The organism is Micromonospora sp. FIMYZ51 (genome assembly GCF_038246755.1).
In the GTDB taxonomy this organism is placed as follows: Bacteria; Actinomycetota; Actinomycetes; order Mycobacteriales; family Micromonosporaceae; genus Micromonospora.
On record NZ_CP134706.1, the window covers coordinates 2,005,770 to 2,029,343 of the forward strand.

A 23,574-nucleotide genomic window follows, 5' to 3' on the forward strand; every position below is an offset into this window, starting at 1 on the left:
ACCGTCAGGACTCGATCAGACCCGCATCGCGCAGTGACGCCAGCAGCGCGTTGACCTTCGTCTTGAGTTCGTTGATCAGATCGGCTTCCGGCTGGCCGTAGGTGGCGTCGGCGTCGGCCGTGGCCACGTTCGCCACCGCTCCGCCCTGCGTCGCATCGGCCAGAACCGGCTTGGTGCCGTAGTAGGCGGCTCGGGTGCCCATCAACTTGTTCCCTTCGCGGTGCGGCGACCGGCCGCAGTTGCCTTCTTCGCTGCCTGCCTGCGGGCAGGCTTTTTCGCGTCGTTCTGCTCGCCGGAGTCAGACGGCTCGGTGACCTGGGTTGGCAGCGGATCCGGCTCGGTCAGCTTCACCGGCTGACCTTCGTTGCCGCCCGTGACCGGCTGCCCCTGCCCGTTGCCGGAGGACAGCCGGTCACGAAGCTCAGCCAGCAGACTGTTCTGCTCGCCGAGCAGCTCACACATGGTCACCATCAGCCGCTGCTCCGTGGTGCGAGCCAGCGGCAGATCCATCGTCAGGACCCGGTGCCGTTCGATGCGATCGTCATCTTCGGGTCCACGAACGACCCGCCGTAGATGTGCTGAACCTTCTTCTCCGACGCGCCGTGGTTGAAGCTCCACGGCACCTCGGCGCCACCCAGACGCCGCATGTCGGGGATCTTCTCGTACAGGGCGGGGGCTTCGTAGCCGCGCAGCCGGCCGAACTCCAGCGCCGGACGGGGCCCGTTCGGGTTGGCGAACAGGAACCACGACGTGTCGGCGTTGGCGGTCGACGCCACCGAGTCGATGAAGTAGTTGGTGTTGACGCGCAGGTTTCCGCCGATGCCGTTGCCCCGGATGATCGTCACGTCGCCGTTCGGGCCGACAGCCCGGTACTCGGTCGCGTTGATGATCTCGTTGGCGGCCAGCGACAGGCCGGTGCCGACCACCAGTTCGATGGCGCGGACCTGGATGGGGTTGCCGCGCTCGTCCTTGCGCTTCATCAGCTTCGTAATCGCGGCCTGCAACGCCTCCCGGGACAGCGGCGGGTTGCCGGCGAGAATGTTGTCGTTGGGGCCGGAGTACACGTCCGACAGCGGCCCGTTCGGGCCCACGTACAGGCGGGTGACGAAGTCTTCCTCGCTGTCGCGGGCGGACTGGGCGAGATCCTGCGGCAGCCGCCGGAACGCCCCCAGATCGTCGTTGATCATTGCCTCGAACGAGAGAGCGAAGCCCGCCTCGTACTTGTGGACCGCGTACTTGTACTCGGCCTCGGTCTGCGACCGTCGCGGGTGCTCCGCCAACTCACCCACACGGGTCAGCAGGTTCCGGATACCCGACGTGGCGAACCGCTTCACCTCACGGAAGTCGTTGACGGTGGCGGCGCGGGCGTAGTTCTGCCACGTGGTTGGCGTCGCCTCGTACGCCCCGTACAGCTGCCGGTCGAGGGAGTCGGCGAACAGCAGCGGGAAGTCGCTGGTGGACATGGCTTCCACGAAGTGGTGGATGCCCCGGCGTCCGGTGTACACGTCGTGCATGAACTCCTGGGCTTCCAGGAGCCGCTGCTCCCAGCGGGGGTCACCCCGGCGGGCGTGGTCGCCGACACGCTGGTCACCGCCGAACGCGGCAGCGACGCTCGCGGAGTCGGCGTCCAGCGCCTCGATCCGCTGCTCGAACATGGTGTTGCTCATGGTTGTCGTCTGCCCTTTCAGCCGGCGAGCCGGATCTCGATGGTGGCGGTGGCGCCGGATCCGACGACCCCCATGGCCTGCCCGGCGAGCTTGCCGGTGGCCTTCTTGCTGACCGGCGGGGTGTCGGCGTCCACGTAGTAGAGCTGGTTGCCGGAGGCGACGGCACTGTTGCCGGAGCCGTTGACGCCGCGCACCGGGATGGACACGGTGCCGTCGAACTTGACGGGGGTCAGACCCGTCTCGGGGTCCTTGTCGGCGAGCGCGACACCGATCAGGTCGCCCCAGCGGACGATGTCACTGGACTTGGGGTTCTCGGGGTGGTCGACCAGCACATCAAGCTGGTTGCCGATCTCACGAATGACGTTCTTGGCCATGACGTGCCCTCTCAGAAGGTGCGGCCGGTGGCGGCGATCTGGGCGGCGGTGTCGCTGAGGCCGCTCTGCTTGTACGACTCGACCAGGCGGGCGCGAACGGCCTCGCGGTCGACGGTCTGGCCGGCGGTGGACTCCCGGATCTGGGTGGTGCCGCCCATGCCGGTGACCTTCCCGGCGTCGTTGGCCTCGTTGAGGGAGGCAAGGTACGTGGCCTCGTCGGTGATGGCCGACTCGACCAGTGCGGTGAACGCCGCCTCATCGAGGATGTTCGCTTCAGTGAGCGGCACGTCGCGGGTGACGGCGGTCAGGACGCGGGTGCGGGCTGCGGCCGGCAGGTCGGATTCGGTCAGCTTCGTCTCGGCGAGCGGACGCGCCTTTTCGGTGGCCTCGAACCGGGCGAGCCGCAGGGCCGTGTCGGCGGCCTGCTTCCGGGACTCTTCGGCCTCCCGTAGCGCCTCCGTCAGCTTCGTCTCGGCTTCGGCGCGTGCCTGCTCGGCGGCCTCGCGCGCCTTGACCTCTTCGGTCTTCTCCTCGGGCATGACGCCCTCCTTCTGTTCGGCGGGCGTCGTGCCCGGCGCGTCTTCGGTGGTGCTGTCCCCGCCGTCGCCGGCCGGGGGGTCTTCGGGGGTCGTCTCGGCGGGTGCGGACGGTGCATCCGCTTCCGGCTCGACCGGATCCGGCGCGACGGGCTCGGCGGGCGTTGCCGCCGGCCCGGCGGGCTGCTCGGACTCGGTGACCGCGACAGGCTTGGACGGCTCGTCGTACAGGTCACGGGCGAACAGCTGTGGGGCTTCCGCATCCACCCGCGCCGTCCACGCCTTCAACCCGTCACCGATCGCCGCCGACAGCGTGATGCGTTCCTCGCGGGTCAGCCGGCCGTCGCCGTACGCTTCGTCGGCGTACTGGGTGAGCGCCAGGTGTAGCCGTGATTCCAGCCATCCGCCGAACGTGCGCGCTTCCCGCAGGCTGACGTGGTCGGATTCCAGCAGCGACAGAATCCGCCCTCCGGCACCGGCCTTGGTCACGAAGTCGACGGACTTGCCGTGGGTGATTGCCTCCACGATCAGCCCCTTACGGCCGTCCCGCTCGCCGTAGTTGCCGACCCCGTCGGCGTTGATGGACACGCCGATGTCTCGCCACATTTCCCGCACCGACTCCCGGTAGGCGGCGAATACCCGAGCCTTGGCGCGCATCTGACGGCCACCGTCGACCGGGTATGGGTCCTCGACCAGAACTGCCGCCAGCGTGGACAGCGACCTTGCCGGCCGCTCCGCCTCTTCGGTAGGGGTTTGGTGGTCCCAGTGCATGTGGGTTCCGGCGGGCATGACTTGCGGCAGGTCCCGGGCGAGGGTTTCGGCCGGGTAGTAGCGGCTGCCTGACAGGTTCCATCCGGCTTCGATGAGCAGGATGTCCACGACGCCGCCGGTGAGGGCGGGTGCTTCGGTGATGGCGGCAGTAACCGCTTCGCCCAGTTGGATGCGCTCGGCGGTCGGCGCGGTGGCGGATTCGCGGAGCGCGACGGCGAACGCGTTCTTCGAGTAGGGGGCGATGCTCGTGTCAAGCTGCACCCGGACGGGACGATGGGACATCAGGGGGCCTCCCGCTCGCGGGCAGTGATGGAGATGGGGCCGATGCCGCTGCTGTCGCCGGACCACAGGCGGGACGTGGTGCGCCCGTCGGGGTTGCATTCGTCCATGCCGTGCCAGGTTCCGCCGCGTGGTGTGCGACCGAGCGCCGAGTCGTATTCGGCGCCACCGCTGGCGAGCGGATGGAAAAACAATCCGGTCGGGTTGAGCACGCACAGGCCGTACACGTGGTCGTCGCCGACCTCGGTGACGGTTGCCGCTCGGCAGACGGACGGGAACTCGCCACCGGGGGTGCCGTACGACACGTAGTGGACGGTGTCGCCGATACGCTGATTCACGGAACCTCCGGTTTCAGTCCGGCCATCCGGCGCAGATCACGAACAGGCGTCGGCACATACGAGGGCCGCCAACCGGGGTTGTCGCGGCGGGTCGCCAGGTCGGCCCATGTGACGGCGCTGGACCGGTAGAGGGCGAGTCGGGCAGCGCCCATCACCGCCACCTGCCGGGCATGCGGCAACGCATCGAAACGCGCTTGCGCATTCGGCATCAGGTCGGCTGGCTCGTCCATTTCGATACCGAGTTCCCGCCACGGCTTCACCCGTGGAAGGCGGGCGCACCGGCATTGTTGGTGCCCCCACGGACCCGGAACCTCCGCCGGATAGGTGCGCCCATGCATCACCCAACAGGCCGTGCAGCAGCGCGGCCCTAGGTCGGCGTGCCACGTCCAGCCGTCCAACACGTCGGCGTTGACGGTGTGCGCGTACCGCGACGTTTCCCGATACGCGTCCAGCATCTCGGTGCGCGCCACATTGATGGCGCGCGTCAGGCCGCCGTTGAACGCCCCCTGAACGCGGGCGAGCACATCCCGCGCCACCTTGTTCGGGTGCTCACCGGCCGCCACCCCACGTATCAGCGCCCGACTCAACGCCTCGGTGGCCTCAGCCGACAGCGGCAGCGTAAGTGAGGTGATCTGCCCGGTGGTGCGAGCCACGATCGCATCCAACGCCGACGGCACCAACCGGCCGCCGATCTGCTCGGCGGCAGCGGCAGCAACCACAGCCGGATATTGGGAGGCGATCACCGCCGGCTCGGATGCGGCAACCACCGCCACAGTCGCGGCAGCACCAGTGGTGATGTGGCTTTGCGCCTGCACCGCCAAACCGTCTAGGGCGCGGCTGGTCGCGTTAACCGCCTGCATAAGCCGCGCGATGCGGGACAACTCCCACGGCGACGGCCATGCCCGCCCCGAAACGGCACGGTCGGCGAGGTCAGCGACCGCTTCCCGCCACGCGGGTTCCAGGTCGTCCCACGCCCGCAGCCATGCAGCGGTGATGAGCCGCACCGCCTCATCTGCCTGACCGCCAACATCCGCCGCTAGGTCCCGTAGGAGGCGGAGAGTGCGACGGTCAACCATCACACCCTCCGCCCGGCCGTACGGGTCAGCCCGGACCGGTCTTGTTGGCGCCCTTGCGGTGGCCCGGCCAGTAGCCGAAGTGATCCTTGAACCACTGCGACGCGATCCGCTTCGCGCGAGCCGAACCGACATGCTTACGGAGATGCTGGTACAAGGCCGTCCACGGATGCGGTTTCGTCGCCCATTTCGCCAACCCCGGGCCGTGCAGCCAGTAGCGGCGCAGGTTGTTCTCAGCCTCGGTCAGCGTGATGGGTTCGGCTGACTCCTCCAACGGCTCGACGTCGTCCAGCTCGTCATCGGGGCCGTCTTCATCGTTGTCGTCGGGTGCCATGGACCCGATGCCGGCACCAGCCGGATCGCTCCCACGTCGCGCCGCCGACAACGCCCTGGCGCCGTCACCGACGTCCGGGCCGCGTGGCCACACAAACTGGCCGTCATCGTCCACGAGGGCGCGCATGATGCCGTCCACATCCCGCACCCCGAGCGCCGTCAACAGCAGGCGGGCGATCTGCTCCGGCGGCACCGTTCCCGTATCGGACGCAAGCTTGATCGCTTCCACGGCCTTAAACGGGTCGATGTCGTCCAGGTCCGGCCAGGTGATGTCGATCGTGTCGTCGGTGTCGCCCGCCAGCTTGACCACCTCGCGGCCGGTGATCGGATCCCGCTTCACCGTGCCCTGCAACACCCCCTGCGGGGCGCGCACACTCTCCGCGATGACGTAGCGGAGGATCCGCAGCATTACCTGCGTCCACAACTCGCGACGCTGGCCCATCGCCAGCTCGGTCGGCTGATCCAGCGTTTCGGCGGTGGCTCGTGCGCCGGTCTGGCCGGGGTCGGACAGCAGCATAGTTACCGGCACGTCCAGCGCCGACGACACCATCATGGCGAGCGGGCGGCCGGATTCGGCGTCGATCGTGGCGCCGCTCTTGGGGATTGCTTCCAGTTGGGCGTCCATCGGGGTGATAGCAGTCGCGCCAACATCCAAAGCCCGCCCGGTGGGGTCGACTGGTGGCGGCGTCGCCAACCTGGTTCGAGCCTGACGTTCGGTCGAACCTTTTGCGGTCAGCCGCCACGCGAACCGGGACAGCGACTTGACCAACGTGGCCCAGTTTTCCAGGAACTCCTTGTAGGCGCGAGCCCAGTTCACCGCCGCATACGCGTCGGGTACGCCGCGCTGCCAGCCGAGCGGCCGGTTTACCGCCACCTGCACCATTGGCGCGAACCAGTCGATGTCGACACCGGCGAACCGCTTCGGTCTCACCGTCGGCCGGTAGTCCACCGACGGGTACAGCTTCTCCCGCTGCACCAGAACCGGCACACCTTCGTTGGTGTAGGTGGTTTCGGTCCAGCGCCGCCGGTAGTACCACGTCTCCGTGCGGTCATCCGGATTGGCGATGATCTCGGCGATCTCGTCGGCAATCACCGTGCGCGCCTGCACCCACCCCGACATCGGCCGAGTGAACAGGACGATGAACACGTCCCCGTCGGTGCCGAGCGCGTGCTCAAGCTGATCGCGGGCCGCCGGGCCGGTCACCGAGTCGCGGTTCTGCCCGTCGTTGAGAAACGCGGTGATGACCGCTTGCACATCCTGCTGGCTGTCACGGGACCCGTTTGCTCTCGCCGTAATCTCAACGCCCTGCCCCCACACATAGGCAGAACGCAGGTTGAGTCCCCGCTTGATCAGCGGATTCGACAAGGCCATAAGGCGACAGATGGCGCGCATCTGCCGCATGCCCTCGGCCGTGAACTCCTGTTCACCAAGCGCCGTGAACCGCCGCCAGCCGGCATCCCCGGAGATGGCCCGTTCCAGGTCGGCGACCGACTCTCGAAGCGGGGTTGCGTCGATCAGCCTTTGCTCGGCCAGTTCGGCGTTATTACGGGCCACCGCCAACTGGCGGTGCAGGCCACCATCAGACTCGGCCAACCGGGCGGGACTGCGACGGTTACGGGAGCGGCCCACAAGCCACCCCCTCAACAACAGGTCAGGTTGGAGGCAAAGAGATCAGTTCGAACCAGCGCACGGCTGTTCGTCGTCGTCCAGCGTGCGGCCCGCCGCAACCACGTAAGTGATGGACGGCTGCCGCGCCTCGGTCTTGTCGGTGGCAATCCGCTCACCGACCGGCCACCACGACGGGCCGGCATCGTCGCCCTCTATCACCGCAACGCGGCCCTCGACCCACGCCGTGTTGTCCATCAACACGAGCTGGCAGGCCGCGCAACGCTGCACCAGCCCGACAGGCGGTGCGGCGATGTGAACCTTGAAAGGGTCAAGCTCGGCGGTACGCATGAAGCCTCCCGCTAATAGAGTGAGATCGAACCTTCGGCGTCGGCCTGGTCTTCGTCCTCGAACAACTCGTCATCCACGAACAGCGGGTTGATCAGTAGCCGGTTCAGGGCCTGCGACATTGCGTCCACCCGGTCGTCGTGGGCGGCGTTCGGGAACCCGGCCGCCTCTTCGATCAGGTCATCAACCCACGGGGCGATCTCCGGCGCGGGCAGAAACACGTTCTTGGCTTCCACCAGCGGCGACACGGCAGCAGCACGCGCAGTCTTCGACCCGTCCGGCTCGACAGGGATCAGCCCTGGCACGGTGCGGCGCAGAAAGTTGATGACCGCCGTGCCGTTGGCCTTGTCTTCCACCAGTTTGGCTGTGGCTTGAGGCCAGCGTGCCGACAGTGCTCGCACCGCCTGCAACGTTTCCACGAACGTCATCCGCCGGTGCACCTGATCGAGCAGGTACGCCTCAGCGCCACGCCGGCCCCACACCTGGCCGCACACGTAGTCGGTGCCCTCGGTGTTCTTGAACGTCATATCCCAGGAGGCGATCAACTCATCGAAGCCGAGCGCCAGACGGGAACCGTCCTCCCGCTCGGCCCACTGCGGGTTGCCGTACGACTGCCACCACTCCCGCTGGAAAATGTTGCCCTCAGCCGGCGTTGGACGCCCCTGAAACAGCGCATTCCACGACCGGGAACCAGCCTCACGCTTCCGCTGCTCCCAGTCCGTCCGCGACCGGCCGCGCGCCGAAATCATGAACTCGCCAGGCTCGCGGCCCAGCGGATCCGTCTCACCCTTGTTCGGATCGTGATCAGCCTGGGCAGGAATGTTCAGGACCCGCCAGTCCACGCCGTCGTCGCGCTCTTGCAGCCAGCCGGACAGGTCATCGTTCCGCCACCGCGTCTGAATGATCACCACGGCGACGTTGTTGCCGAGACGGGGGATCGCGACCTCGGTCCAGAACTCTTGGACCGTTTCTTTCCATGCCTTCGAGTCGGCTTGCTCGCTGTTCTTGTACGGATCATCGATGATCAGCAGGTCAACGGGACGACCCGTCAAGCTGCCGGCGATGCCGACACAGAAGACGCCGCCCTGGTGGCCGAGGATTTCCCACTCGTCGGCTGCCGACGATGCCGGATTGACCGTCAGGTTCAGTTTGCCGCTGTGCTCGGCGATGTCGTCGCGGATGTTCCGACCCCACCGCCGGGCGAGGCCGTGACTGTTCGACACGATCGCGATCCGCAGGTCGGGGTTGCGGACCAGCATCCACAGCGGGAACCGCCGGGACGTTCTCTGGCTCTTTCCCTCCTGAGGGGGCATGGCGAGCATGAGTCGCTTGCAGCGGCCCTCGGCCACATCCACCAGCGCCTGGTCGATCATGTTCAGCGCCGGAGTTTGGACCGTCTTCGGGTCCAGTTCCAACGCCATCTCACCGGGCGTCGCCCAGGGGCATTCACGCTCAGGTGTCGGCTCGAAGAACCGCGCGGCGGCCTCGAACGGGTCGACGGTCGGGGCGAACAGTGAGCCCGCCATGTCGTCCTCCCGGTCACACCTAGCCAGAATCGGCAGCCGGCGGTGTCGCCTGCGGCGGCGTGATGACACCGCCCTTGGCGTACCAGCCGGTGGCATACCAGTCGGCGACGGCAGCAAGGAGCCGTGCCCGCACCCGAGCCTTCGCCCGCGCATCGGGAATCACGAACTCGCATCCCGGCGCACGCCACGGCTGCATCTCGCTCACGCTGCACCTGTCGACACGGAACGCAGCCGGAACGGAACCACCTTCGCTGCCGTGGCCTGCTGCTCAGGCGACAAGTCCAGATCCCCGAGGATGGCTTTGATGACTCCGGCGAGCATCGCCCCCTGCTGCTCGGCGAGCCGCACACGTCGTTCTTCCAGGCCAGCGCCGATCGCCTCTTTGCACACTCGAACGAGATGCGTGCGCTCTCGGGCGTACAGCTCTACCCACACGTTGACTTTGGCAGCGCGGGTGGTGTCGACGCCGGGAAACTCGCCCGCGTCTTTCGTCACCTCTTCGGTGACACCCCACACGACGTCTTCGGCCCGCAGCGCCTGAACCTGCTCGTGCAGCCAAGCAACGGCACCGGCGGTGCGGTGTACCTCTTCGAGCAGGGCGTCACGGGGGTCAATCTCACGGGGAAGCCCGAACGTTGCCACTGCCTTCTCGGCAAGGGCTTTCTGTCCGGCAACCGTATGAGACTTGGTGGAGCCGCCGTGCATCTTGCATCGGCCTGTCCCGGGGTGTTCGGTGCCCCATCCGGCAGGGCGGGTGCAGAGTTTGCCTGCACCCTCGCCGCGTCGTTTGCCGCCGCATTTGGATTTGCCATGTTCGGTGGGCTGATCTGCGGTTGCCATGACCAGTCACCTGCCCTTGGGGTGGACTCTGCGTGACTGCCGGTTGGTGTTCTGCCGGGTCTGCGCTAACGGGTGTCGATGCACCGTGACTGTGCGTCGGTGTTAGGTGTCGGGGTCGAGTGCGATGGTGACGGTTTCGGTGGCGAGTTCGTCGTCGCCGACCCGGTACTTGTCGCCGTGTTCGTTGAGGCGTGCCCGGACGACTTCGACACCCCGGTTGCTGATGTGCACTGTTTGGAGGGTGACCGGGTCGACGGGATCGAGGCCGAGGTCGCGGAGGAAGTCGAGCACCTTGGACAGGGGTATGCGGTGCGGGTCGGCGCTCATGCGGGGGCGTTCTCTTCCTTCGTCGGGTCTAGCCATGCGGGCCACTCCACGTCGGGCGGGATCCGCACGACGCGGGGCCGAGTGGCGACCTGGCCTTTGGCGTGGTCGATGACGGTGTTGCCGTCTTCGTCGTACTGGACTTCTGAGAGGTGCAGGTACCATCCGTCGGGCTGGTAGCCGATGGCGAAGGGAACGCCGAAGTTTTCGGGATTGAGGCCGAGGCTGCGCAGCCAGGCGAGACACTGCTCATGCTGGGTGTCGGGCATGCCGACGGTGGTGTGGCGGCTGTAGATGTTCACTGCCGCTCCTTCTGCTCGCGCCCGTCGAGTGAGTGATGGATGTGTAGCCACCCGTCGCTGCCGTCGTCGCGCACGACACGTTCAATCTGCGGCCCGCAGGGGCAGTCGCCCGCCGTGTCATGGTCGATGAGGTCGGCGACCGGCGTGACGTGGATGTCGTCGGAGGCCACGGCTATGCGGTTACGAGGATGCGGGTTTGCCGGCCGGGGTTGCGCGGGTTGGCTTTGGTGTCGCGGGCGGCGTCGAGTACGTCTCCGAGGAGGTATTCGACGTGGCCGGCGTGGCTGCGGCTTGGCCGGGTGGTGAGTTCCCGCCGTTCGCCGTCGGTGGTTTCCCAGCCTCGGCGTCGCCAGCCTTCGAGGGTGCGGGGTGCTACGCCGGCTGCCGCTGCGGCGTGGGCGCGGGTGACGTAGGCGCTGCGGTTCACTGGCACCTCCCCAGGAAATGGCGAACGCCCCGAACCGTGGTGGGTTCGGGGCGTTCGTTGGCCTGCGGAGACACGTGTCCCCTGCGCGAAGGATGACACATCGGTGGATCTTCGGCAACACCGGGGGTCTAGGCGTTTACGGCGGCGGCTTGTTGGTGGACGAGTTCAGCCATCTGGTCGGCGGTGTACATGCGTCCGCATTCGGAGCATTCGGCGTAGTCGTCGCCGGCTTGTTGGCTGATAGTGGAGATTTCGCGGCAGTGGGGGCAGGTGACGCCGAGCCAGTGGCGGGGCCGGGGTTCGGTTTCGCCGAGTGCCGCACGGAGGGTGCCGCGCAACTGGTGGAGTTCAGCAGCGATGTCGGCGATGCCGGGATGCTCGGTGCAGGCTGCGTCGATGCGGTTGCCGGCGTATTCGGGGGTGTGCCCTGCCCGCAGCCACATCGTCAGCTCGGGCACGGTGGGTACGGGTAGGTGGTGGCCGGGCCACAGGGTGTCGCGCCAGTCGCGGGCGAGTTCGTACAGGCGGGTGGCGACGGACAGGTGCCCGATCTGATCCCACGGGTGCTGCCGGGCTTGGGGGGTGGGGTTGGGGATGCGGGCCTCGTTGGTGAGGTCGACGTGATCCAGGTTGGCGGGGGTGGACTTGCTGGGGGTGCCGGACACGTGGGGCTGGTCGGGTTTGCTTGGGATGGGGCCGCTGCCGCCGATGGTGGCGAGGGGGTCGGCCCAGACGGTTTGGGCGCGGCCTTGGGTGTCGTAGCGGCGGTAGCGGCGCTGGTCGGCCTCAGTCGGGTCGGGGTTGGCTAGCCGCTCGTGCAGGTCGTGAAGTTCGCCGATGAGCCGGCTGAGACGCAGTCGGCAGCCTTCGCACACTGGCGGCCGGTCGGGGCGGCGCGGTTCGGCGTTGCCTCGAAACGTCGGACACAACGTGCAGTCGGTGTCGGTGGTGTCGTGCATGATGTGGTCCCCCCGGTCGGTGCTGGTTACGCTGGTGGGGACACCCTGACCTTGGTGGGCGAGGGGTGGAGGTGGGCGGCGGTCCGGTCCGGGGAGGGGTCGGGCCGCCGTCTCGTGTTAGTGCGGGCACGCGATCATCGTGTTCAATCCTGCGTAGGTGCTGGCGGCATGTACCACGTCACCTCTTCCGGGGTCCACCAGGGGGCGGCGCTGACCACGTTGACTGTCACGGGGGTGAGGCTGCCGGGGGCGGGCTGGCCGGTGTCGGTGCAGCCGATGAAGCAGTCGACCGTCAAACGGGCGGGCCGCCCTGGTGCGCCTGGCTGAATTTTGGCCTGGGCGCCCACTGGGACGGTGCTCGGGTCGATGCCTTGCTCGGCCAGCCAAGCGGCCACGGGAGTCATGCCGTCGTTCGCGGTCATTGCGCCTCCATGATGCGTCGCAAGGTGTCGTGTCCGTCGGCGGCGAGTTCCTGCGGGCTGGGTGGTGTGACGGCGTGCTGGTGGTCGCCGGACGGCCAGTTGTAGATCAGGTCGGGGTGTGGTTTGCCGAGCTGCCAGTCTTCGATCACCGCGTCGGGTTCGATGCCGCACCACCAGCATCGAGGGTCGGTCGCTGTGTCTTCACGCTTGGCGGACAGGAACGGGCTCGGGCCAAGCATGCGGGCACCGTCGGCGGTGGTCACCCAGTTGTTGCCGTCGCGGTCAGTCCAGCCGCGTTCAATCCAGCCGGTCACTGTGCCTCCTCGGCGGTGATCGACTGCACATGGACGCCGTGGTGAACAGCCATGGTGGGGTATACGTCGGTGGTCGCTCGCATGACGGTGTGCTCCCCGTCGAGAATGACCCGGTGGTCTTCTGTCAGGTGGGCGGCGGCGAGCCGATCCAGTTCCGGCAGGGTGGTGCAGTCGCGGATGCTGGTTTCCCAGTCGCACCACGGGTCGGTGGCTTTTGCACCTTCGGGCATGTAGTGGCGGAGATAGAGTTGGCCGTCTCGGTCGGCCTCCACACCGAACGAGTTGCGCTGGTCTTCGGTCACTGCGGCCCCCATTCGGTGCGGTAGCCGGACTCGCCTGCGAACGCGGCAGCGAGCAGCCGCACAACGTCCCGGTACGCCTCGGTGTAGCCGTCCTGCCAGCTTGGGCCGCAGTCGGTGACCAGCCCGAGGATTCGCCGTTTGGCATCAAGGTCGGCAAGCCGGTCGCGGCAGACCCGTTCGACGTCGGGCCAGTCGTGCCAGCCGGGGATGTATCGGCCGAGTAGTCGCGGGTCTTTCACCGCAAGATCGTTGCGTTGCGCTTCGGTGAGCAGCTTGCGGGTGCGGGTTTCGGCGGCGTCGATCTGCTCGGCGAGCCACGGCACCAGTTCGTGGGTCACGAGCGCGGGCCTCCAACGTCGATGACCGGCGTCAGCTCCGGCACTTCCGGTTCGCGGGTGGTGCCGCAGCCAATCCAGTCGTACTCCATGCCCTCAGGCGGCGGGCCGGGACAGGTTTGCTGCCATCCTTCCGGCCAGCAGTGTTCGCAGAAAGTGAATCCGCACACGGTGCAGCGGGGGCCGTTGTGGGTTCGTCCGCTCGCGTCACCTGAGTCCATGACGAAGTTGTCCGGCCGCCCGCTGGTGTCGGTCTGCCACTGATGGGTCATGGGCGCCATCCTTTCGGCCTGTGCCGGTCCGCGTACGCCAGCATGATCCGCATCATCTCCGACCGGTTCGGCTTGCCGTCCCGGTCGACCACGTCTTCATCGCGGGCGGTTTGCTCGATGCGGTCGACGGCGGTCCAGGCGATGAGGAGATGCACGGAGCGGCGGCCACGTCGCTTGTTTCGGCCGGTCACCAAATCGCACCTCCCGTGAATATTCTACCTGTTCAGGGCATGTGATGAATCGTCGGGATCCGTTATCTGATCGTCGTTTTGGGGCGCGGATTCCGTCCGCCAACCGAGCAGGTCGGGTCCGTCTTGCGGGGCACTGTCCGGCTTGGATACGGCCGGCGGGATGAGGCCGCGCCGCCGAGCACACTCGATGCCGTAGCCGTCGATGACCGGGCCGACTCGGATCAGCCGGCGGCAGCATCGGCAGCGGCGGGCAGGTGGGCCCGGCAGCAGCGGCGTGGTCATCAGGCGGCGATCAGCACGGCGACCAGGGCGAGCACCACGGCGAGGACCACCAGTTCGGCGCGTCCTAGCCGCCGGTCGGCGCGGTCGAACTGGCGGCTGCCGTGGTCGTGCACCTCGCGGGATTCGGGGATCATGGGCGGTCCTTCGCGGGCGGCTGCGCGCGGTCGTGGCGGTCGATGACCTGCTCCACCCGCGTGCGGGCGTCCACCACGTCGGGTGTCTGGCCGGGCTGCCAGCGCAGGGCGTCCAGCAGTACGCGGGCCGCCGACACAACTTCAGCCAGAGACGGGGCAGTCACGGCTGACCCTCCACCGGCTCAAAGGGGGTCGTGTGCTGCCAGCGGCGCACCAGCACCGCGTCACCACGCCAACCGCAGTTCGCGGCCCGCTTCTCGCGATGCAACTCCACCAGCGCTTCGGCTTGGGCGCGGAGGGCTGGTGTTTCGGCCACCAACTCGCCGTCGATGGTGATGCGGTAGCCGAAGCGCTCAACGGTTTCGGTGCCGCCGGGCAGGATACGCCCGTCGAGGTGGGCGTTGTGGAGTGCGGCGATGTGCTCCGCCAGTTCGCGGGACATCACCAGAACGGCGGCCATCCTGCCGCCGTCGCCCGGCTCCCGGCCGTTGATGGAGACCGCCCACGAGTCCAGCAGCGGGCTGTAGACGGCAGTCCAGCGGGCAGACAGTGCCTCAGCGGTGTAGTTGTCGGTGGTGCTGGTCGTGTCGGTCACGACGTTACCCGCTCGTACGTCTCCTCGAAGATGTCCGGCTTGCTACTCCCGCCCGAGGTAGCGAATGGCCGCCCGAAGCCGCGCCGGGTCATCCCGGAAGAACCCCAGGCCCTTATTGCATGAATCGCAGAGAACTCCACGTACGCGGGTTGAGGCATGGCAGTGGTCGATGCGGAGGCGTTCTGTATTTCCACAGATTGCGCACTTTCCCTCGCGCATGAGCTGCTCGTACTCATCGAGCGGGATTCCGTACGCCGACTTGGCCTTGTGTGCCGCGACGCGCTCCCGGTTGGCCTTGACCCACTCTCGGTGCGCAGCCTTCTGCTTTTCCTTGTTGGCGGCGTAGTAGGCCGCCGTCCGGACTCGTGTGCAGGGCTTGCACCAGCCGGAGCGCTTGCGAACGCCATAGAAGTCTTCACGAGGCTTCGTCTCTCCGCACTTCGGACACCGAAACTCCGCTACCATCTGCGGCCACCCTCTCGTAAGTGGCCTCAAATATATCACCCTTGCAGGGGTAGAACTCGCCCTTGACGCCCCGAATCACGTAGTCGCCAATGTCGGCACGCATCCGGCCTTCCAGCGTCTCGATGTACAGGCAGGGAGCGAGGGGTGGAACGAACACCTCGCCGCCGTTCTCCTTGACCCAGTTGGCGACGGTCATGTGGTTGCCGAGATCATCGATCAGCTGCATAGCCTCGACCTCAATGGGCTTCTTGCGGAACTTGATGCTCATGGGTTGCCTCCTCAGTGGTTGGTTTGGGTCAGGGTTTGGGGTGAGTGATCGGCTGTCGGCTGCCCCAAAGGCGGGCCAAACAGTGGGGCAGGCTTGCCGGGATACAGCAGTTCGGCGAGGCGGGCCGCAGACGGCACCGTGACGGTCCGGGCGAGCGGGTTGATGTGGATGACGGGCAGGCCCAGGCGGTGGGCTTTCGTCAACGCCGAGTAGGTGCCGCCGTCCCGCTTGTCTGGACGCCACACCCCCACCACAGCGTTGGCGGTGCGCAGCATCCCGTCGTTGCGCTTGTGCAGGAGCGAAACGACTACCCGCTTGCGGGCGTGCTCGGCCAGCCCGGCGAGATCCCCGTACACGACCTCGGACGCTGCGAGGTTGCGCAGACGGCACCACTCGGCCACTGCCTCCGGTGCACGTCTCGCCCACGGGCCGGGCTGCTGCGGGAACGGAATGTGCGCCACAAACGGCACCCCCGCCCGGTGGAGGGCATCGGCCCACCACATGTCGGAGCCGAGCGCCATGCCGGTGATGCCGGTGGTCATGCCGTACCCGTCGCGCAGCTTGACGGCGACCCGGGCCAGTTCGCCGCGCACCCAACCGTGGGTGTCGTCGGGGATGTCCTGCGGGCGATGCCCGGTCACCATCACCTGCGACCACACCGGGGCGGTCACTGCGGACGCCCGAACAGGTCAGAAACGCCCGGCGGCAGCGGCTCACACGGACCCGTCTCCGCCCCCAAACATGACGAACCGTGATCCCGGTAGCCGCAGTCCGACAACGGGCGCGCATAGTGGCCCAAGTCTTTAACGCTGCGGACGCGAGTCGCGCACGTCCCCCCGTCACCCGGACGGACCCGGAACGGGCCGTGTAGACCGGTGCAGCCCGGACCGGCAGTGCACTCCACCGTCTGGCCGATGCAGTGGATGAACACGTCACCGGGGCATGAGGCGAGGCGTGTCGCCTCCGGATAGGCGGCCAGACGGTGCTCCGTCTCGTAGTCGCGGGCACCACGCCAGCAGTCCGAACGGCCAGCATGGAACGTCGGGCCTGGGGCGCCCGGCACCAGCAGCGACGGCTCCGGGAACGTCACCGTCTTTTGCCGTCCAGTGACCGGCTCCAAACAGTAGGCGCACACGCCCGGCTTCGCCCCGGCCAGCAACCGTGCCGTCTTCCGTGACTGGCTGGCAATCATGCAGTCACGGTCGTACTCGATGCACGGCCACGGATGCCCGTGGCAGGAGCACGTCTGGTAGCGGACGGCGACCAGCGACATGACACCCGACCACGGGTCGAGGTGCAGATGCACCTGCCGGCCGTCGGGAACACCGCTCAGGTTGGGGCCGCATTCGTGCTGCAACACGATGGTGCGCGGCAGGCTGTGGGCGCGGTGTTGTGGTGCTATGCGGGCGAGGTAGGCGGCTTCCTGCTCGGTCCAGTTGGCTTCGTCGGTGATGTGTTCGTCCACCACCAGCCAGATGGCGTACCGCCACGCCACACGGTTGCCGACTTTCGGTTTGCCGCTGATGGCGTAGTCACGACTGGGCAGCCAACGGTCGGGGTCAACGTCGATCACTTCCGCCTCCTCGCCTTCAACTCGCGCACCTCACCGGCGACGGGCACATCCTCGGCAGGGCTTTCCGAACGGCGGAACGCATCCATGCGGGTCACCCCCGCCAGCAACTCCTCCGCCCGCGCGGCAGCAGCCAGCAACGCCAACCCGATACGGCGGGCATCCTCAACGCGCAGGGCTTCCCAATCGCCGGGCACACCCCACCGGTAGGCGAGGTCATCGCAGGCGTGATCCAGGTAAACCATGCCGGCGCTCTCCCCGTCCTCGACGGTGAACGCCCGCCAGCCTTTCGCCGGCCTCCACTCCTGACCGGGGTGGTCGTCGCGTCGACTGTTCAGCTTGTCTGGGGCGGGTAGGGACACGGTGTCGATCTGGGAGAGCAGAGCGGCGAGTTGCCGGCGCAGCAGGTCGAGGGCAACAGGCGCGTCGGTCATGGCTGCGTCTCCGTCCGGTGTAGGTCCAGTGCCCGCCGGGCCGCCTCACCCCGACCGGCCACGTACTCCAACTCGGCCACCACATCGGCAAGCGAATCCTCGAAGTCGGCAAACCCGTCACCCACCGGCACCGCCAGCGTGTTCGCCCGAGGGTGGGCGTCAGGCCAGGCGAGACGCACATACATTCCGGCCCGCCCGCCAACAACCGTGAACCCGGCCGCTTCGAGAGCAGCAACCATGCGGGTGCCCGCGTTCCCCACCGCGCTCACCGCCACCCCTCCGCCTGGGCGTGCCGGACAGTCAACGCCTCACCCATCGAAACCTGCCCGTGGATAGGCGACAGGCACCGATCAGGCTGCCCGCACTCGCACACCGCATCCGGGTCATGCGCCGGGCAGCCCGGATGCGGGTATGCCACCCCGTAGCCGGGAACACCGATGTCGGCGGCGTACACGCATAGCCCGTCGCAGTTCGGAGCGGTCACCGGCTGGGTTCCGTCCGGTCGGTGTCGCCCAGGGCGGCAGTCAGCTGGGTCCGCGCCGCGCACTCCACACACGCGCGCCCGTCCGCATCCCACCGGCCCGGCCGTTCGTGGCTGTGCTGCACCCGCTGGTCGAGCACAACCCGCAAGTCGTCCCGGTCGACCACCACCGCCGACTGGTCGACCCGCCGCCAGCCGTTGGCGGTCAGCGCGTCCAGCACGACGCGGGCGACCTCGGCCCGGGTGAAGCTCCCGTCGCAGGGTGCGCCGACGCGCCACATGGCCTTGACGGCGATCTCCACGTCGGCGTCGGTGTACGGCTTCTCGCTCATTTGCCTGCCTCCATCCATCCTGCGTCCACACCCAGGCGGGCCAGCATCTCCACCGGCATCACGTCCTCGCCGCGCTCCCACCGCGCCACCCGACCCGGCGGCACCTGCAACAATCCGGCCACCTGCGTCTGTGTGAGCCGCTGCCGGATACGCCACCGCCGCAGCACCTCCGGCCGTGCACGTTCGGGCAGAAGTTCCAGGCGGCGTCTGCCTGCCCGCCGGGCGGGTGGCGGCCCGTCGTGCACGGTCGCTTGGCGGCGCGGATGCCGGTAGGCGACACCAGCCAAATCCGGGTCCGCGCGCTGTACGGCACGCAGACGGTCAGCTACTGGCCCGGTCATGCCGCCTCCCCGACTGGGTCGATCCTGGGCGGCAACACCACAACCTGCGCCTGCCGCCGCCAATACTCGGTGTTTGTTTCCATCACCTGCACCGGCCCGACCATCGCCACCAAAGCGACCGCAGCCGGCCTGTGCGCCGTGCACACGTAGCGGGTCATGCCCTCACCCGGCCAACCCGACGACACCTCCCACCGGGCAACAGCACCCGTCGCAAGGCCGCAGTAGTCACACTCCACCGGACGGCCCTTCGAGGTCGCCGCCAAGCTCCCGCCAGACAGTGGCCCGGTCCTCCGGCCGCAGCCGGCCCAGGATCACCTGCCGGTCGAACCAGCCCCGATTCCACTCGTCCTCGCTGAGAACGTCCTCCGGCCAAATCCGGTCCGGGTCGTCCAGCGCACGCTGCCAGTAGTCGCGCCACTCGTCGCGGGTCATCTTTGGCGGCGGCTGATTGCCGGCACGCCCGTACCGCTCATCGTCGTCGTAGGTCACGGCACGTACCCCGGCTCACCGGGCAGGCTGCCGTACGGTGCGTCTTCCAGCGACGGGCAGCGGCACGCCTCGCGCCCGCAGCGGCGGCAGCAGTGCAGCTCGTCCGGTTCAAGCCGGCGCGGCTCCGGCACGCCAGCGTCCGTCGCGGCGCCGGTCGGCGACTCGTCCATCCCCGTCACGCCGACCGCCCCGGTCCGGGCAGAGCGCGAAGCTCGCGGCGGCCGGCGACCATCGGGGTGCCGCTGGGGCCGATCCGCTGCCACGTCCAGTCCCATGCCGCACCCCACGAGGTGAACCAGCGTCGACCACATCGGGCGTGGTGGTAGAACGCCATCAGCGTGTCTCCCTGCGTGACCGTGGCGTGCGGCACCACCGTGCCGGTGAACCCGGACCGCAGGCACGTTTCGCATCCGTCGGCGAACGGCGGCCACTTGTCGCGGTGCTCGCCCGCGATCTCGAACGAAACAGTCATGTCGGCTCGCCCCTCTCAGGCAATGGCCATGTCAACGAACCGGGACAGGTGCAGTTGGGCGGCCAGCGTGACCACGCCCTTCTCTCCGTTGCGGTTCTTGCCGAAAATGAAGTCCACCTCGCCACGGCGGGGCGAATCGTGGTCGTAGTAGTCGGGCCGGTGCAGCAGAATCACCACGTCGGAGTCCTGCTCGATCGATGACGAACCTTTAAGGTCGGTCAACTCCGGCAACTTGTCCGGGCGGGCAGACGGGCCACGGTTGAGCTGGGCGGCGGCCACCACCGGCACGTCCAACTCCATGGCGAGCAGCTTCAACGCGGGGCTGACATCAGCCATGATCGCGGTGCGGTCCACAATCCTTGGGTTGGACGGCGACACCAAATGCATGTGGTCCACGAACACCACGTCGAGGCCGGGGCCGTCCTGCTGCCGCTTGCAGTGGTCCTTGATGTTCGCCACCGTCATCGGGGCTTTGTCGGTCAGGAACAGCGGCGCATTCGACATCGGCCCGATCTTGCTGGCTACCCGCTGCCAGTCCCGTTCCTCCAACTGCCCGTCGCGGATGAGCCGGAACGGAACCCCCGACTCGGCGGACAGGACCCGGTCGAACACGTCACCGTTCGACATTTCGAAGGTGAAGTAGGCGGCGTTGAGCCGCAGCCTGATCGCGATGTGGCGGGCCATGTCGATCAGGGCGACGCTCTTGCCCATGCTGGTCGCACCCGCCACGGTGGCGAGTTGCTTCGGTCGCAGGCCGCCCAGCATCTGATCCACGTCGTGGTAGCCGGTGCTGATGCCCGGCGGACGCTTCCCGCGAGCCTCGATCTCATCCAGGCCGGGGTTGATGAGCGACCCCAGGTCGGTCATCTTCAACTGGCGGTTGCGGGGCTGCGCCTTCTCAAGCAGCGAATGGGCGAGCGCCGCCAGGTCGTCCACATCCCGGCTGGGTGAGGTGGCGGCGTTGACCAACTGCACGCCGGTCTGCTCGTACGCGCGTCGCTGCGCGCATACGGTGATGCGGTTGGCGTACCAGCCGAGTTGGGCGGCCAGCGGCACTTTCGACACGCACTCGTTGAGGTAGAGGGCGCCGCCGAGCCGTTCGAGGTCGCCCCGGTCGGCGAGTACCGCCGCGATGGCGATCGGCTCGGTGGGGGTGCCGTCGGATGCCGCCTGCATGATCGTGCGGAACAGTTCGGCGTGTTTCGGGCTGTAGAAGTCTTCGTCGGTGAGTAGCGCTTCCACAGCGCGGGGTGCGTTCGGGTCGGACAGCAGGATCCCGATGACCACCTGTTCGGCGCTGGTGTCGTAGGAGGGGGCACGGTCCCCGCGCTGCTGTGCTGGCTGGGTTTCGGTGTGCACTAGGAGTCCTTCCGTGCTGCGGCGGCGAGAACGCCGGCGCCGGTTTTGGCTGCGGTGGCCGCGACGGTCACGAGTTGCTGTTCGGTGGCGCCTGCGGCATGTAGGGCGGCGATCTGCTGCGTGACGATGATCAGGTCGTAGGTGGCGAGGTAGCCGCCGTATTCGCGCCGGAACGCATCAATGGCGGCAGCTACAGGGGCGGGGGTGGTGGGTTCGTCGGGCTTCGGGGGGATGCCGGCCCGGCATTGGGGGCACAGCATGGTGCCGTGGGTGGGGTGGGGTTCGTTGCCGGCGGGGGTGCCGTGGGCGCAGGCCGGTTTGGTGGCTTCCAGGTGCCGGATCTGGTCGGCGACCTTCTCGGCGCGTTCCTCGCGGACCTTGCGGTACAGGTTCTCGAAGCCGCTGTTGGCGGCGACCCCGCGCAGATAGCCGACGTTCTTGCCGGGCCACATCTTGCGGGCCTTCTTGTCGACGGCCTTGGCATCGGCGGGGGTGGCTTCGGGGTAGTCGTTCTCCCGCAGCCAGTCGAGGATGACCTGTTCCCGGTCGCTGATCTTCACGTCGGTTTTGGCGAACAGCGGCTTCTGTCGGCCGACGTGCGGCGGGTTGGTGGCGGTGCGGGCCGGTGACGGGTTGTTAGCGACGGACCAGGCGATGACGTCGTCGGTGGTTCGCGGCTTGGGGATCGGAGGGTTGGCCGTCGTCGGGGTTTGAGGGTTGAAGTTTGAGGGTTCTATGACGGTTAGGGCCGGACCACCGTCCGGGCTTTCCCGGACCACCGTCCGGCCTTTCTCGCTAATGCCCGGACCACCGTCCGGGCTTTCCTCGGGTGCGGGCGGGTCGAAGGCCGGACCCTCGTCCGGGCTTTCTTCGTCTATGGCCGGACCCTCGTCCGGGCTTTCGTCCGTGTCCGGCTCACCCTCGGGCGTCTTGTCATCAGAGAAAGGCCGGACCACCGTCCGGGCTTTTGTGGGGAAGCAGCGGTCCGGATCGTGGTCGCCGAGAGGACACATCGCCGGAATCGCGTACACCGCCGCCTTGCCCCGGTAGGCGAACACCGGCTTACCCTTCCGGTCCACCCCCAACTGCTCGCGCAACTCCCAGCCCTTGGCGGCCAGGCGGTGGCACAAGCGGGTGATGCTGTCGGCCTTCAACCCGGTACGCCGCATGATCGTCGCCTGGCCCGGCCACGCGCGGCGCGTGTTGTCGCGGGCCTTCTCGGCGAGCACGGCGATGAACAGCCGCTCGGCCTGCGTCCAGTCGGCGGGTGCGTGGTCCAGCACCTCGTTGACGAGCTTCACGCCCACGCATCCCCCTCCCACTTTTTGGTCACAGGCATGCCTCCATTAGTTGCTCATGTGCCACTACGACACTACAGTAAAAGTTACAGAACTAGTAGCAGGGTAGGTGACAGGGTGTCCGTGGTAACGAGCAAGCCCCGCAGCCTGTGCGTTGCGAGTTACAGAAGGCCGTACGATCTGGGTGTGGCGCGACGTGTGATGATGGGGATCCAGGAGCTGCGACTGCGGCTCAGAGAGCGCGTGGCCGACGTCCAGCGCGGCATTCACACCATCTTCACTCGCCACGGGGTGCCCGTGGCGGTACTCGTGGATGTCGACTGGTACCAGCGCGCGACCGAGGCGATCGGCGAGGATCCGTTGGGGTTTGAGACCGTGCCGCCGCCGAGCAAGGACAACGCCGAAACCTGATCGCCGGCAACCCGCACGCCCGGCGCCCCCGCAGCGTCGGGCTTTCGCGCTACCCATCAACGCGACCGCCGCCGAGCCTTCGCCGCCGTCCGAGTGGCTGCCAGGGCGGCGGCAACCCGATCCCTGAACCGGATCTTGCGCGGTGTGGGGCACACTTTCGGCGCGCTCACAGCCCGCACCCCGGACACGGCGCAAACCCGTCAACCACCAACACACACAGCGGACACACCCGGCCCCGCTCCGGACCCTCCGGCACCCCGGTCAGGTCGACACCACACAACGCGGTGTCGGGGTCGCAGTGGATGTAGTGGTGGTCGACGTCGCCAGCCCCCGTGTCGATGTCGGGCCGGTGGGGAAGTGTCGCGGTCGCAGCCATGGCGTTCACCTCGATCTATGGGTGGTGGGGAACGGGTCGAGGCGCGGCCCACCGGAAGGCGGAACCGCGCCTCGTTTACGCAGGTCAGACGGTCACTGCCGCCGCGTCTTCGCCTTACTGCTGCGGTAATACGCGGCAGCCTTCCGCCGCTCCGCCACCAAACACGCCTCATCCACCGGCTCCCCCCGACGCTTATGCCGCCGATACGCGGCGTTCGTACCGCACGGCGCAAGGTCGGCAGGCTGCTTACGGCATCCGCCACCGTTCGGCCACCGCGAGACGATGCTGTGCTTCTTACGAAACTCCTTCACCTGCCACACCTTCCAGCCCAGCCGGGCCGCAATGTCAGGGTCGGTCTGCCCGGCAGCCGCCAACTGTGAGACGGCATCCACGTCCTCAACCCGGTTGCGGCTGGCGTGTTCGTCGGCGCAACGGTCACAGGAGGCGTGCTGGGCGCGGCGAGGCACACACGGCAGATGGCAGTGGCGGCAGGGGCGGGGGATGCTGCCGGCGGCGATGCGTGCCCGTTCGACGGTGGTGAAGCCACCCCACACACCCCACGGCTCGTCGGTGCGCAGGGCGAGCAGTAGGCAGGTTTCGCGGGCGGGGCATGCGCCGCAGTCGGCTTTGGCGGCCTGTTCCTGGTCTTGGTCGTACCACTTTTCGGGGTCGATGGAGCAGGGGAGTGTGGCGGTGCGGCGGCTGGGAAGGGTGGCCGTGCTCGCCAT

Annotated in this window: 42 protein-coding genes; 1 reads left to right on the top strand and 41 read right to left on the bottom strand. The window is 67.8% G+C overall.

Annotation, left to right across the window (positions count from 1 at the left end; genetic code table 11):
- Positions 1 to 4: 4 nt before the first annotated feature.
- From QQG74_RS09640 to QQG74_RS09830, 39 genes are all read right to left on the bottom strand, one after another.
- Entirely contained in the window at positions 5 to 202 is a 198-nt protein-coding gene (locus tag QQG74_RS09640; RefSeq protein ID WP_341719940.1) for a hypothetical protein, read from the bottom strand.
- Positions 202 to 510: a hypothetical protein gene (locus QQG74_RS09645; protein WP_341719941.1), complete on the bottom strand. Its 309-nt coding sequence runs from the start codon at positions 508 to 510 to the stop codon at positions 202 to 204. The genes QQG74_RS09640 and QQG74_RS09645 overlap by 1 nt, the downstream gene beginning before the upstream one ends.
- Positions 511 to 512: 2 nt before the next feature.
- A complete protein-coding gene (locus tag QQG74_RS09650) occupies positions 513 to 1,667 on the bottom strand; it encodes a Mu-like prophage major head subunit gpT family protein (RefSeq protein WP_341719942.1) in 1,155 nt (384 codons plus the stop codon).
- A gap of 17 nt (positions 1,668 to 1,684) precedes the next feature.
- Entirely contained in the window at positions 1,685 to 2,041 is a 357-nt protein-coding gene (locus QQG74_RS09655) for a capsid cement protein (protein WP_341719943.1), read from the bottom strand.
- Positions 2,042 to 2,052: 11 nt separating this feature from the next.
- Positions 2,053 to 3,630, bottom strand: coding sequence for a hypothetical protein (locus QQG74_RS09660; RefSeq protein ID WP_341719944.1), 1,578 nt, complete (start codon positions 3,628 to 3,630; stop codon positions 2,053 to 2,055).
- Positions 3,630 to 3,965: a hypothetical protein gene (locus tag QQG74_RS09665; RefSeq protein ID WP_341719945.1), complete on the bottom strand. Its 336-nt coding sequence runs from the start codon at positions 3,963 to 3,965 to the stop codon at positions 3,630 to 3,632. The genes QQG74_RS09660 and QQG74_RS09665 overlap by 1 nt, the downstream gene beginning before the upstream one ends.
- Positions 3,962 to 4,969 (bottom strand): hypothetical protein, encoded by a 1,008-nt coding sequence (locus QQG74_RS09670; RefSeq protein WP_341719946.1) that lies wholly within the window; start codon positions 4,967 to 4,969, stop codon positions 3,962 to 3,964. Before QQG74_RS09670 ends, QQG74_RS09665 begins: the two co-directional genes overlap by 4 nt.
- A gap of 97 nt (positions 4,970 to 5,066) precedes the next feature.
- On the bottom strand, positions 5,067 to 6,965 hold the full coding sequence (locus tag QQG74_RS09675; protein ID WP_341719947.1) for a hypothetical protein: 1,899 nt from the start codon (positions 6,963 to 6,965) through the stop codon (positions 5,067 to 5,069).
- A 78-nt stretch (positions 6,966 to 7,043) separates the two neighbouring features.
- The gene (locus QQG74_RS09680) at positions 7,044 to 7,328 is read right to left on the bottom strand and encodes a hypothetical protein (protein ID WP_341719948.1); all 285 of its coding nucleotides are present in this window, start codon (positions 7,326 to 7,328) and stop codon (positions 7,044 to 7,046) included.
- An 11-nt stretch (positions 7,329 to 7,339) separates the two neighbouring features.
- Positions 7,340 to 8,851 (bottom strand): phage terminase large subunit, encoded by a 1,512-nt coding sequence (gene terL / locus QQG74_RS09685; protein WP_341719949.1) that lies wholly within the window; start codon positions 8,849 to 8,851, stop codon positions 7,340 to 7,342.
- Positions 8,852 to 8,870: 19 nt separating this feature from the next.
- Positions 8,871 to 9,056 (bottom strand): hypothetical protein, encoded by a 186-nt coding sequence (locus QQG74_RS09690; protein ID WP_341719950.1) that lies wholly within the window; start codon positions 9,054 to 9,056, stop codon positions 8,871 to 8,873.
- Positions 9,053 to 9,691, bottom strand: a complete 639-nt coding sequence (locus tag QQG74_RS09695) for a hypothetical protein (RefSeq protein WP_341719951.1) — start codon at positions 9,689 to 9,691, stop codon at positions 9,053 to 9,055. The genes QQG74_RS09690 and QQG74_RS09695 overlap by 4 nt, the downstream gene beginning before the upstream one ends.
- Positions 9,692 to 9,793: 102 nt before the next feature.
- Positions 9,794 to 10,018, bottom strand: coding sequence for a hypothetical protein (locus tag QQG74_RS09700; RefSeq protein ID WP_341719952.1), 225 nt, complete (start codon positions 10,016 to 10,018; stop codon positions 9,794 to 9,796).
- Positions 10,015 to 10,317 carry a hypothetical protein gene (locus QQG74_RS09705; RefSeq protein ID WP_341719953.1) on the bottom strand — a complete coding sequence of 101 codons (303 nt, stop codon included), beginning with the start codon at positions 10,315 to 10,317 and terminating at the stop codon, positions 10,015 to 10,017. The genes QQG74_RS09700 and QQG74_RS09705 overlap by 4 nt, the downstream gene beginning before the upstream one ends.
- Positions 10,314 to 10,487 (bottom strand): hypothetical protein, encoded by a 174-nt coding sequence (locus QQG74_RS09710; RefSeq protein ID WP_341719954.1) that lies wholly within the window; start codon positions 10,485 to 10,487, stop codon positions 10,314 to 10,316. The genes QQG74_RS09705 and QQG74_RS09710 overlap by 4 nt, the downstream gene beginning before the upstream one ends.
- A 2-nt stretch (positions 10,488 to 10,489) precedes the next feature.
- Positions 10,490 to 10,744 carry a hypothetical protein gene (locus QQG74_RS09715; RefSeq protein WP_341719955.1) on the bottom strand — a complete coding sequence of 85 codons (255 nt, stop codon included), beginning with the start codon at positions 10,742 to 10,744 and terminating at the stop codon, positions 10,490 to 10,492.
- 128 nt (positions 10,745 to 10,872) lie between these two features.
- Positions 10,873 to 11,703, bottom strand: a complete 831-nt coding sequence (locus tag QQG74_RS09720; protein WP_341719956.1) for a hypothetical protein — start codon at positions 11,701 to 11,703, stop codon at positions 10,873 to 10,875.
- A 143-nt stretch (positions 11,704 to 11,846) separates the two neighbouring features.
- Positions 11,847 to 12,125 carry a hypothetical protein gene (locus QQG74_RS09725; RefSeq protein ID WP_341719957.1) on the bottom strand — a complete coding sequence of 93 codons (279 nt, stop codon included), beginning with the start codon at positions 12,123 to 12,125 and terminating at the stop codon, positions 11,847 to 11,849.
- A complete protein-coding gene (locus QQG74_RS09730; RefSeq protein ID WP_341719958.1) occupies positions 12,122 to 12,439 on the bottom strand; it encodes a hypothetical protein in 318 nt (105 codons plus the stop codon). Before QQG74_RS09730 ends, QQG74_RS09725 begins: the two co-directional genes overlap by 4 nt.
- The gene (locus QQG74_RS09735; protein WP_341719959.1) at positions 12,436 to 12,741 is read right to left on the bottom strand and encodes a hypothetical protein; all 306 of its coding nucleotides are present in this window, start codon (positions 12,739 to 12,741) and stop codon (positions 12,436 to 12,438) included. The genes QQG74_RS09730 and QQG74_RS09735 overlap by 4 nt, the downstream gene beginning before the upstream one ends.
- The gene (locus QQG74_RS09740; RefSeq protein ID WP_341719960.1) at positions 12,738 to 13,079 is read right to left on the bottom strand and encodes a DUF6221 family protein; all 342 of its coding nucleotides are present in this window, start codon (positions 13,077 to 13,079) and stop codon (positions 12,738 to 12,740) included. The genes QQG74_RS09735 and QQG74_RS09740 overlap by 4 nt, the downstream gene beginning before the upstream one ends.
- Complete coding sequence (locus QQG74_RS09745; RefSeq protein ID WP_341719961.1) at positions 13,076 to 13,348, bottom strand: hypothetical protein; 273 nt, start codon at positions 13,346 to 13,348, stop codon at positions 13,076 to 13,078. Before QQG74_RS09745 ends, QQG74_RS09740 begins: the two co-directional genes overlap by 4 nt.
- Complete coding sequence (locus QQG74_RS09750; protein ID WP_341719962.1) at positions 13,345 to 13,539, bottom strand: hypothetical protein; 195 nt, start codon at positions 13,537 to 13,539, stop codon at positions 13,345 to 13,347. The genes QQG74_RS09745 and QQG74_RS09750 overlap by 4 nt, the downstream gene beginning before the upstream one ends.
- 281 nt (positions 13,540 to 13,820) lie before the next feature.
- Entirely contained in the window at positions 13,821 to 13,955 is a 135-nt protein-coding gene (locus QQG74_RS09755) for a hypothetical protein (RefSeq protein WP_341719963.1), read from the bottom strand.
- On the bottom strand, positions 13,952 to 14,119 hold the full coding sequence (locus QQG74_RS09760; protein ID WP_341719964.1) for a hypothetical protein: 168 nt from the start codon (positions 14,117 to 14,119) through the stop codon (positions 13,952 to 13,954). The genes QQG74_RS09755 and QQG74_RS09760 overlap by 4 nt, the downstream gene beginning before the upstream one ends.
- Positions 14,116 to 14,550, bottom strand: a complete 435-nt coding sequence (locus tag QQG74_RS09765; protein ID WP_341719965.1) for a hypothetical protein — start codon at positions 14,548 to 14,550, stop codon at positions 14,116 to 14,118. The genes QQG74_RS09760 and QQG74_RS09765 overlap by 4 nt, the downstream gene beginning before the upstream one ends.
- Positions 14,551 to 14,965: 415 nt before the next feature.
- Positions 14,966 to 15,283, bottom strand: coding sequence for a hypothetical protein (locus tag QQG74_RS09770; protein WP_341719966.1), 318 nt, complete (start codon positions 15,281 to 15,283; stop codon positions 14,966 to 14,968).
- Positions 15,284 to 15,294: 11 nt separating this feature from the next.
- The gene (locus tag QQG74_RS09775; RefSeq protein WP_341719967.1) at positions 15,295 to 15,930 is read right to left on the bottom strand and encodes a hypothetical protein; all 636 of its coding nucleotides are present in this window, start codon (positions 15,928 to 15,930) and stop codon (positions 15,295 to 15,297) included.
- A 20-nt stretch (positions 15,931 to 15,950) separates the two neighbouring features.
- Positions 15,951 to 16,856: a hypothetical protein gene (locus tag QQG74_RS09780; protein WP_341719968.1), complete on the bottom strand. Its 906-nt coding sequence runs from the start codon at positions 16,854 to 16,856 to the stop codon at positions 15,951 to 15,953.
- Positions 16,853 to 17,287 carry a hypothetical protein gene (locus QQG74_RS09785; RefSeq protein ID WP_341719969.1) on the bottom strand — a complete coding sequence of 145 codons (435 nt, stop codon included), beginning with the start codon at positions 17,285 to 17,287 and terminating at the stop codon, positions 16,853 to 16,855. Before QQG74_RS09785 ends, QQG74_RS09780 begins: the two co-directional genes overlap by 4 nt.
- A complete protein-coding gene (locus QQG74_RS09790) occupies positions 17,284 to 17,556 on the bottom strand; it encodes a hypothetical protein (protein WP_341719970.1) in 273 nt (90 codons plus the stop codon). Before QQG74_RS09790 ends, QQG74_RS09785 begins: the two co-directional genes overlap by 4 nt.
- 211 nt (positions 17,557 to 17,767) lie before the next feature.
- Positions 17,768 to 18,100: a hypothetical protein gene (locus QQG74_RS09795; protein WP_341719971.1), complete on the bottom strand. Its 333-nt coding sequence runs from the start codon at positions 18,098 to 18,100 to the stop codon at positions 17,768 to 17,770.
- On the bottom strand, positions 18,097 to 18,441 hold the full coding sequence (locus QQG74_RS09800; protein ID WP_341719972.1) for a helix-turn-helix transcriptional regulator: 345 nt from the start codon (positions 18,439 to 18,441) through the stop codon (positions 18,097 to 18,099). The genes QQG74_RS09795 and QQG74_RS09800 overlap by 4 nt, the downstream gene beginning before the upstream one ends.
- Positions 18,438 to 18,599, bottom strand: a complete 162-nt coding sequence (locus QQG74_RS09805; RefSeq protein ID WP_341719973.1) for a hypothetical protein — start codon at positions 18,597 to 18,599, stop codon at positions 18,438 to 18,440. The genes QQG74_RS09800 and QQG74_RS09805 overlap by 4 nt, the downstream gene beginning before the upstream one ends.
- Before the next feature lie 67 nt (positions 18,600 to 18,666).
- Positions 18,667 to 18,930 (bottom strand): hypothetical protein, encoded by a 264-nt coding sequence (locus QQG74_RS09810; RefSeq protein WP_341719974.1) that lies wholly within the window; start codon positions 18,928 to 18,930, stop codon positions 18,667 to 18,669.
- Positions 18,927 to 19,109, bottom strand: a complete 183-nt coding sequence (locus QQG74_RS09815) for a hypothetical protein (RefSeq protein WP_341719975.1) — start codon at positions 19,107 to 19,109, stop codon at positions 18,927 to 18,929. The genes QQG74_RS09810 and QQG74_RS09815 overlap by 4 nt, the downstream gene beginning before the upstream one ends.
- The gene (locus tag QQG74_RS09820; protein ID WP_341719976.1) at positions 19,106 to 19,402 is read right to left on the bottom strand and encodes a hypothetical protein; all 297 of its coding nucleotides are present in this window, start codon (positions 19,400 to 19,402) and stop codon (positions 19,106 to 19,108) included. Before QQG74_RS09820 ends, QQG74_RS09815 begins: the two co-directional genes overlap by 4 nt.
- A 15-nt stretch (positions 19,403 to 19,417) precedes the next feature.
- The gene (locus QQG74_RS09825) at positions 19,418 to 20,761 is read right to left on the bottom strand and encodes a replicative DNA helicase (RefSeq protein WP_341719977.1); all 1,344 of its coding nucleotides are present in this window, start codon (positions 20,759 to 20,761) and stop codon (positions 19,418 to 19,420) included.
- Positions 20,761 to 22,083, bottom strand: a complete 1,323-nt coding sequence (locus QQG74_RS09830) for a helix-turn-helix domain-containing protein (protein ID WP_341719978.1) — start codon at positions 22,081 to 22,083, stop codon at positions 20,761 to 20,763. Before QQG74_RS09830 ends, QQG74_RS09825 begins: the two co-directional genes overlap by 1 nt.
- 162 nt (positions 22,084 to 22,245) lie before the next feature.
- On the opposite strand from QQG74_RS09830, the gene QQG74_RS09835 reads away from it, so the two are divergent.
- A complete protein-coding gene (locus QQG74_RS09835) occupies positions 22,246 to 22,470 on the top strand; it encodes a type II toxin-antitoxin system prevent-host-death family antitoxin (RefSeq protein ID WP_341719979.1) in 225 nt (74 codons plus the stop codon).
- Between the two features lie 166 nt (positions 22,471 to 22,636).
- Here QQG74_RS09835 and QQG74_RS09840 read toward each other — a convergent pair whose 3' ends face one another.
- Both QQG74_RS09840 and QQG74_RS09845 read right to left on the bottom strand, forming a co-directional pair.
- Positions 22,637 to 22,846: a hypothetical protein gene (locus QQG74_RS09840; protein ID WP_341719980.1), complete on the bottom strand. Its 210-nt coding sequence runs from the start codon at positions 22,844 to 22,846 to the stop codon at positions 22,637 to 22,639.
- 92 nt (positions 22,847 to 22,938) lie between these two features.
- A complete protein-coding gene (locus QQG74_RS09845; protein WP_341719981.1) occupies positions 22,939 to 23,574 on the bottom strand; it encodes a WhiB family transcriptional regulator in 636 nt (211 codons plus the stop codon).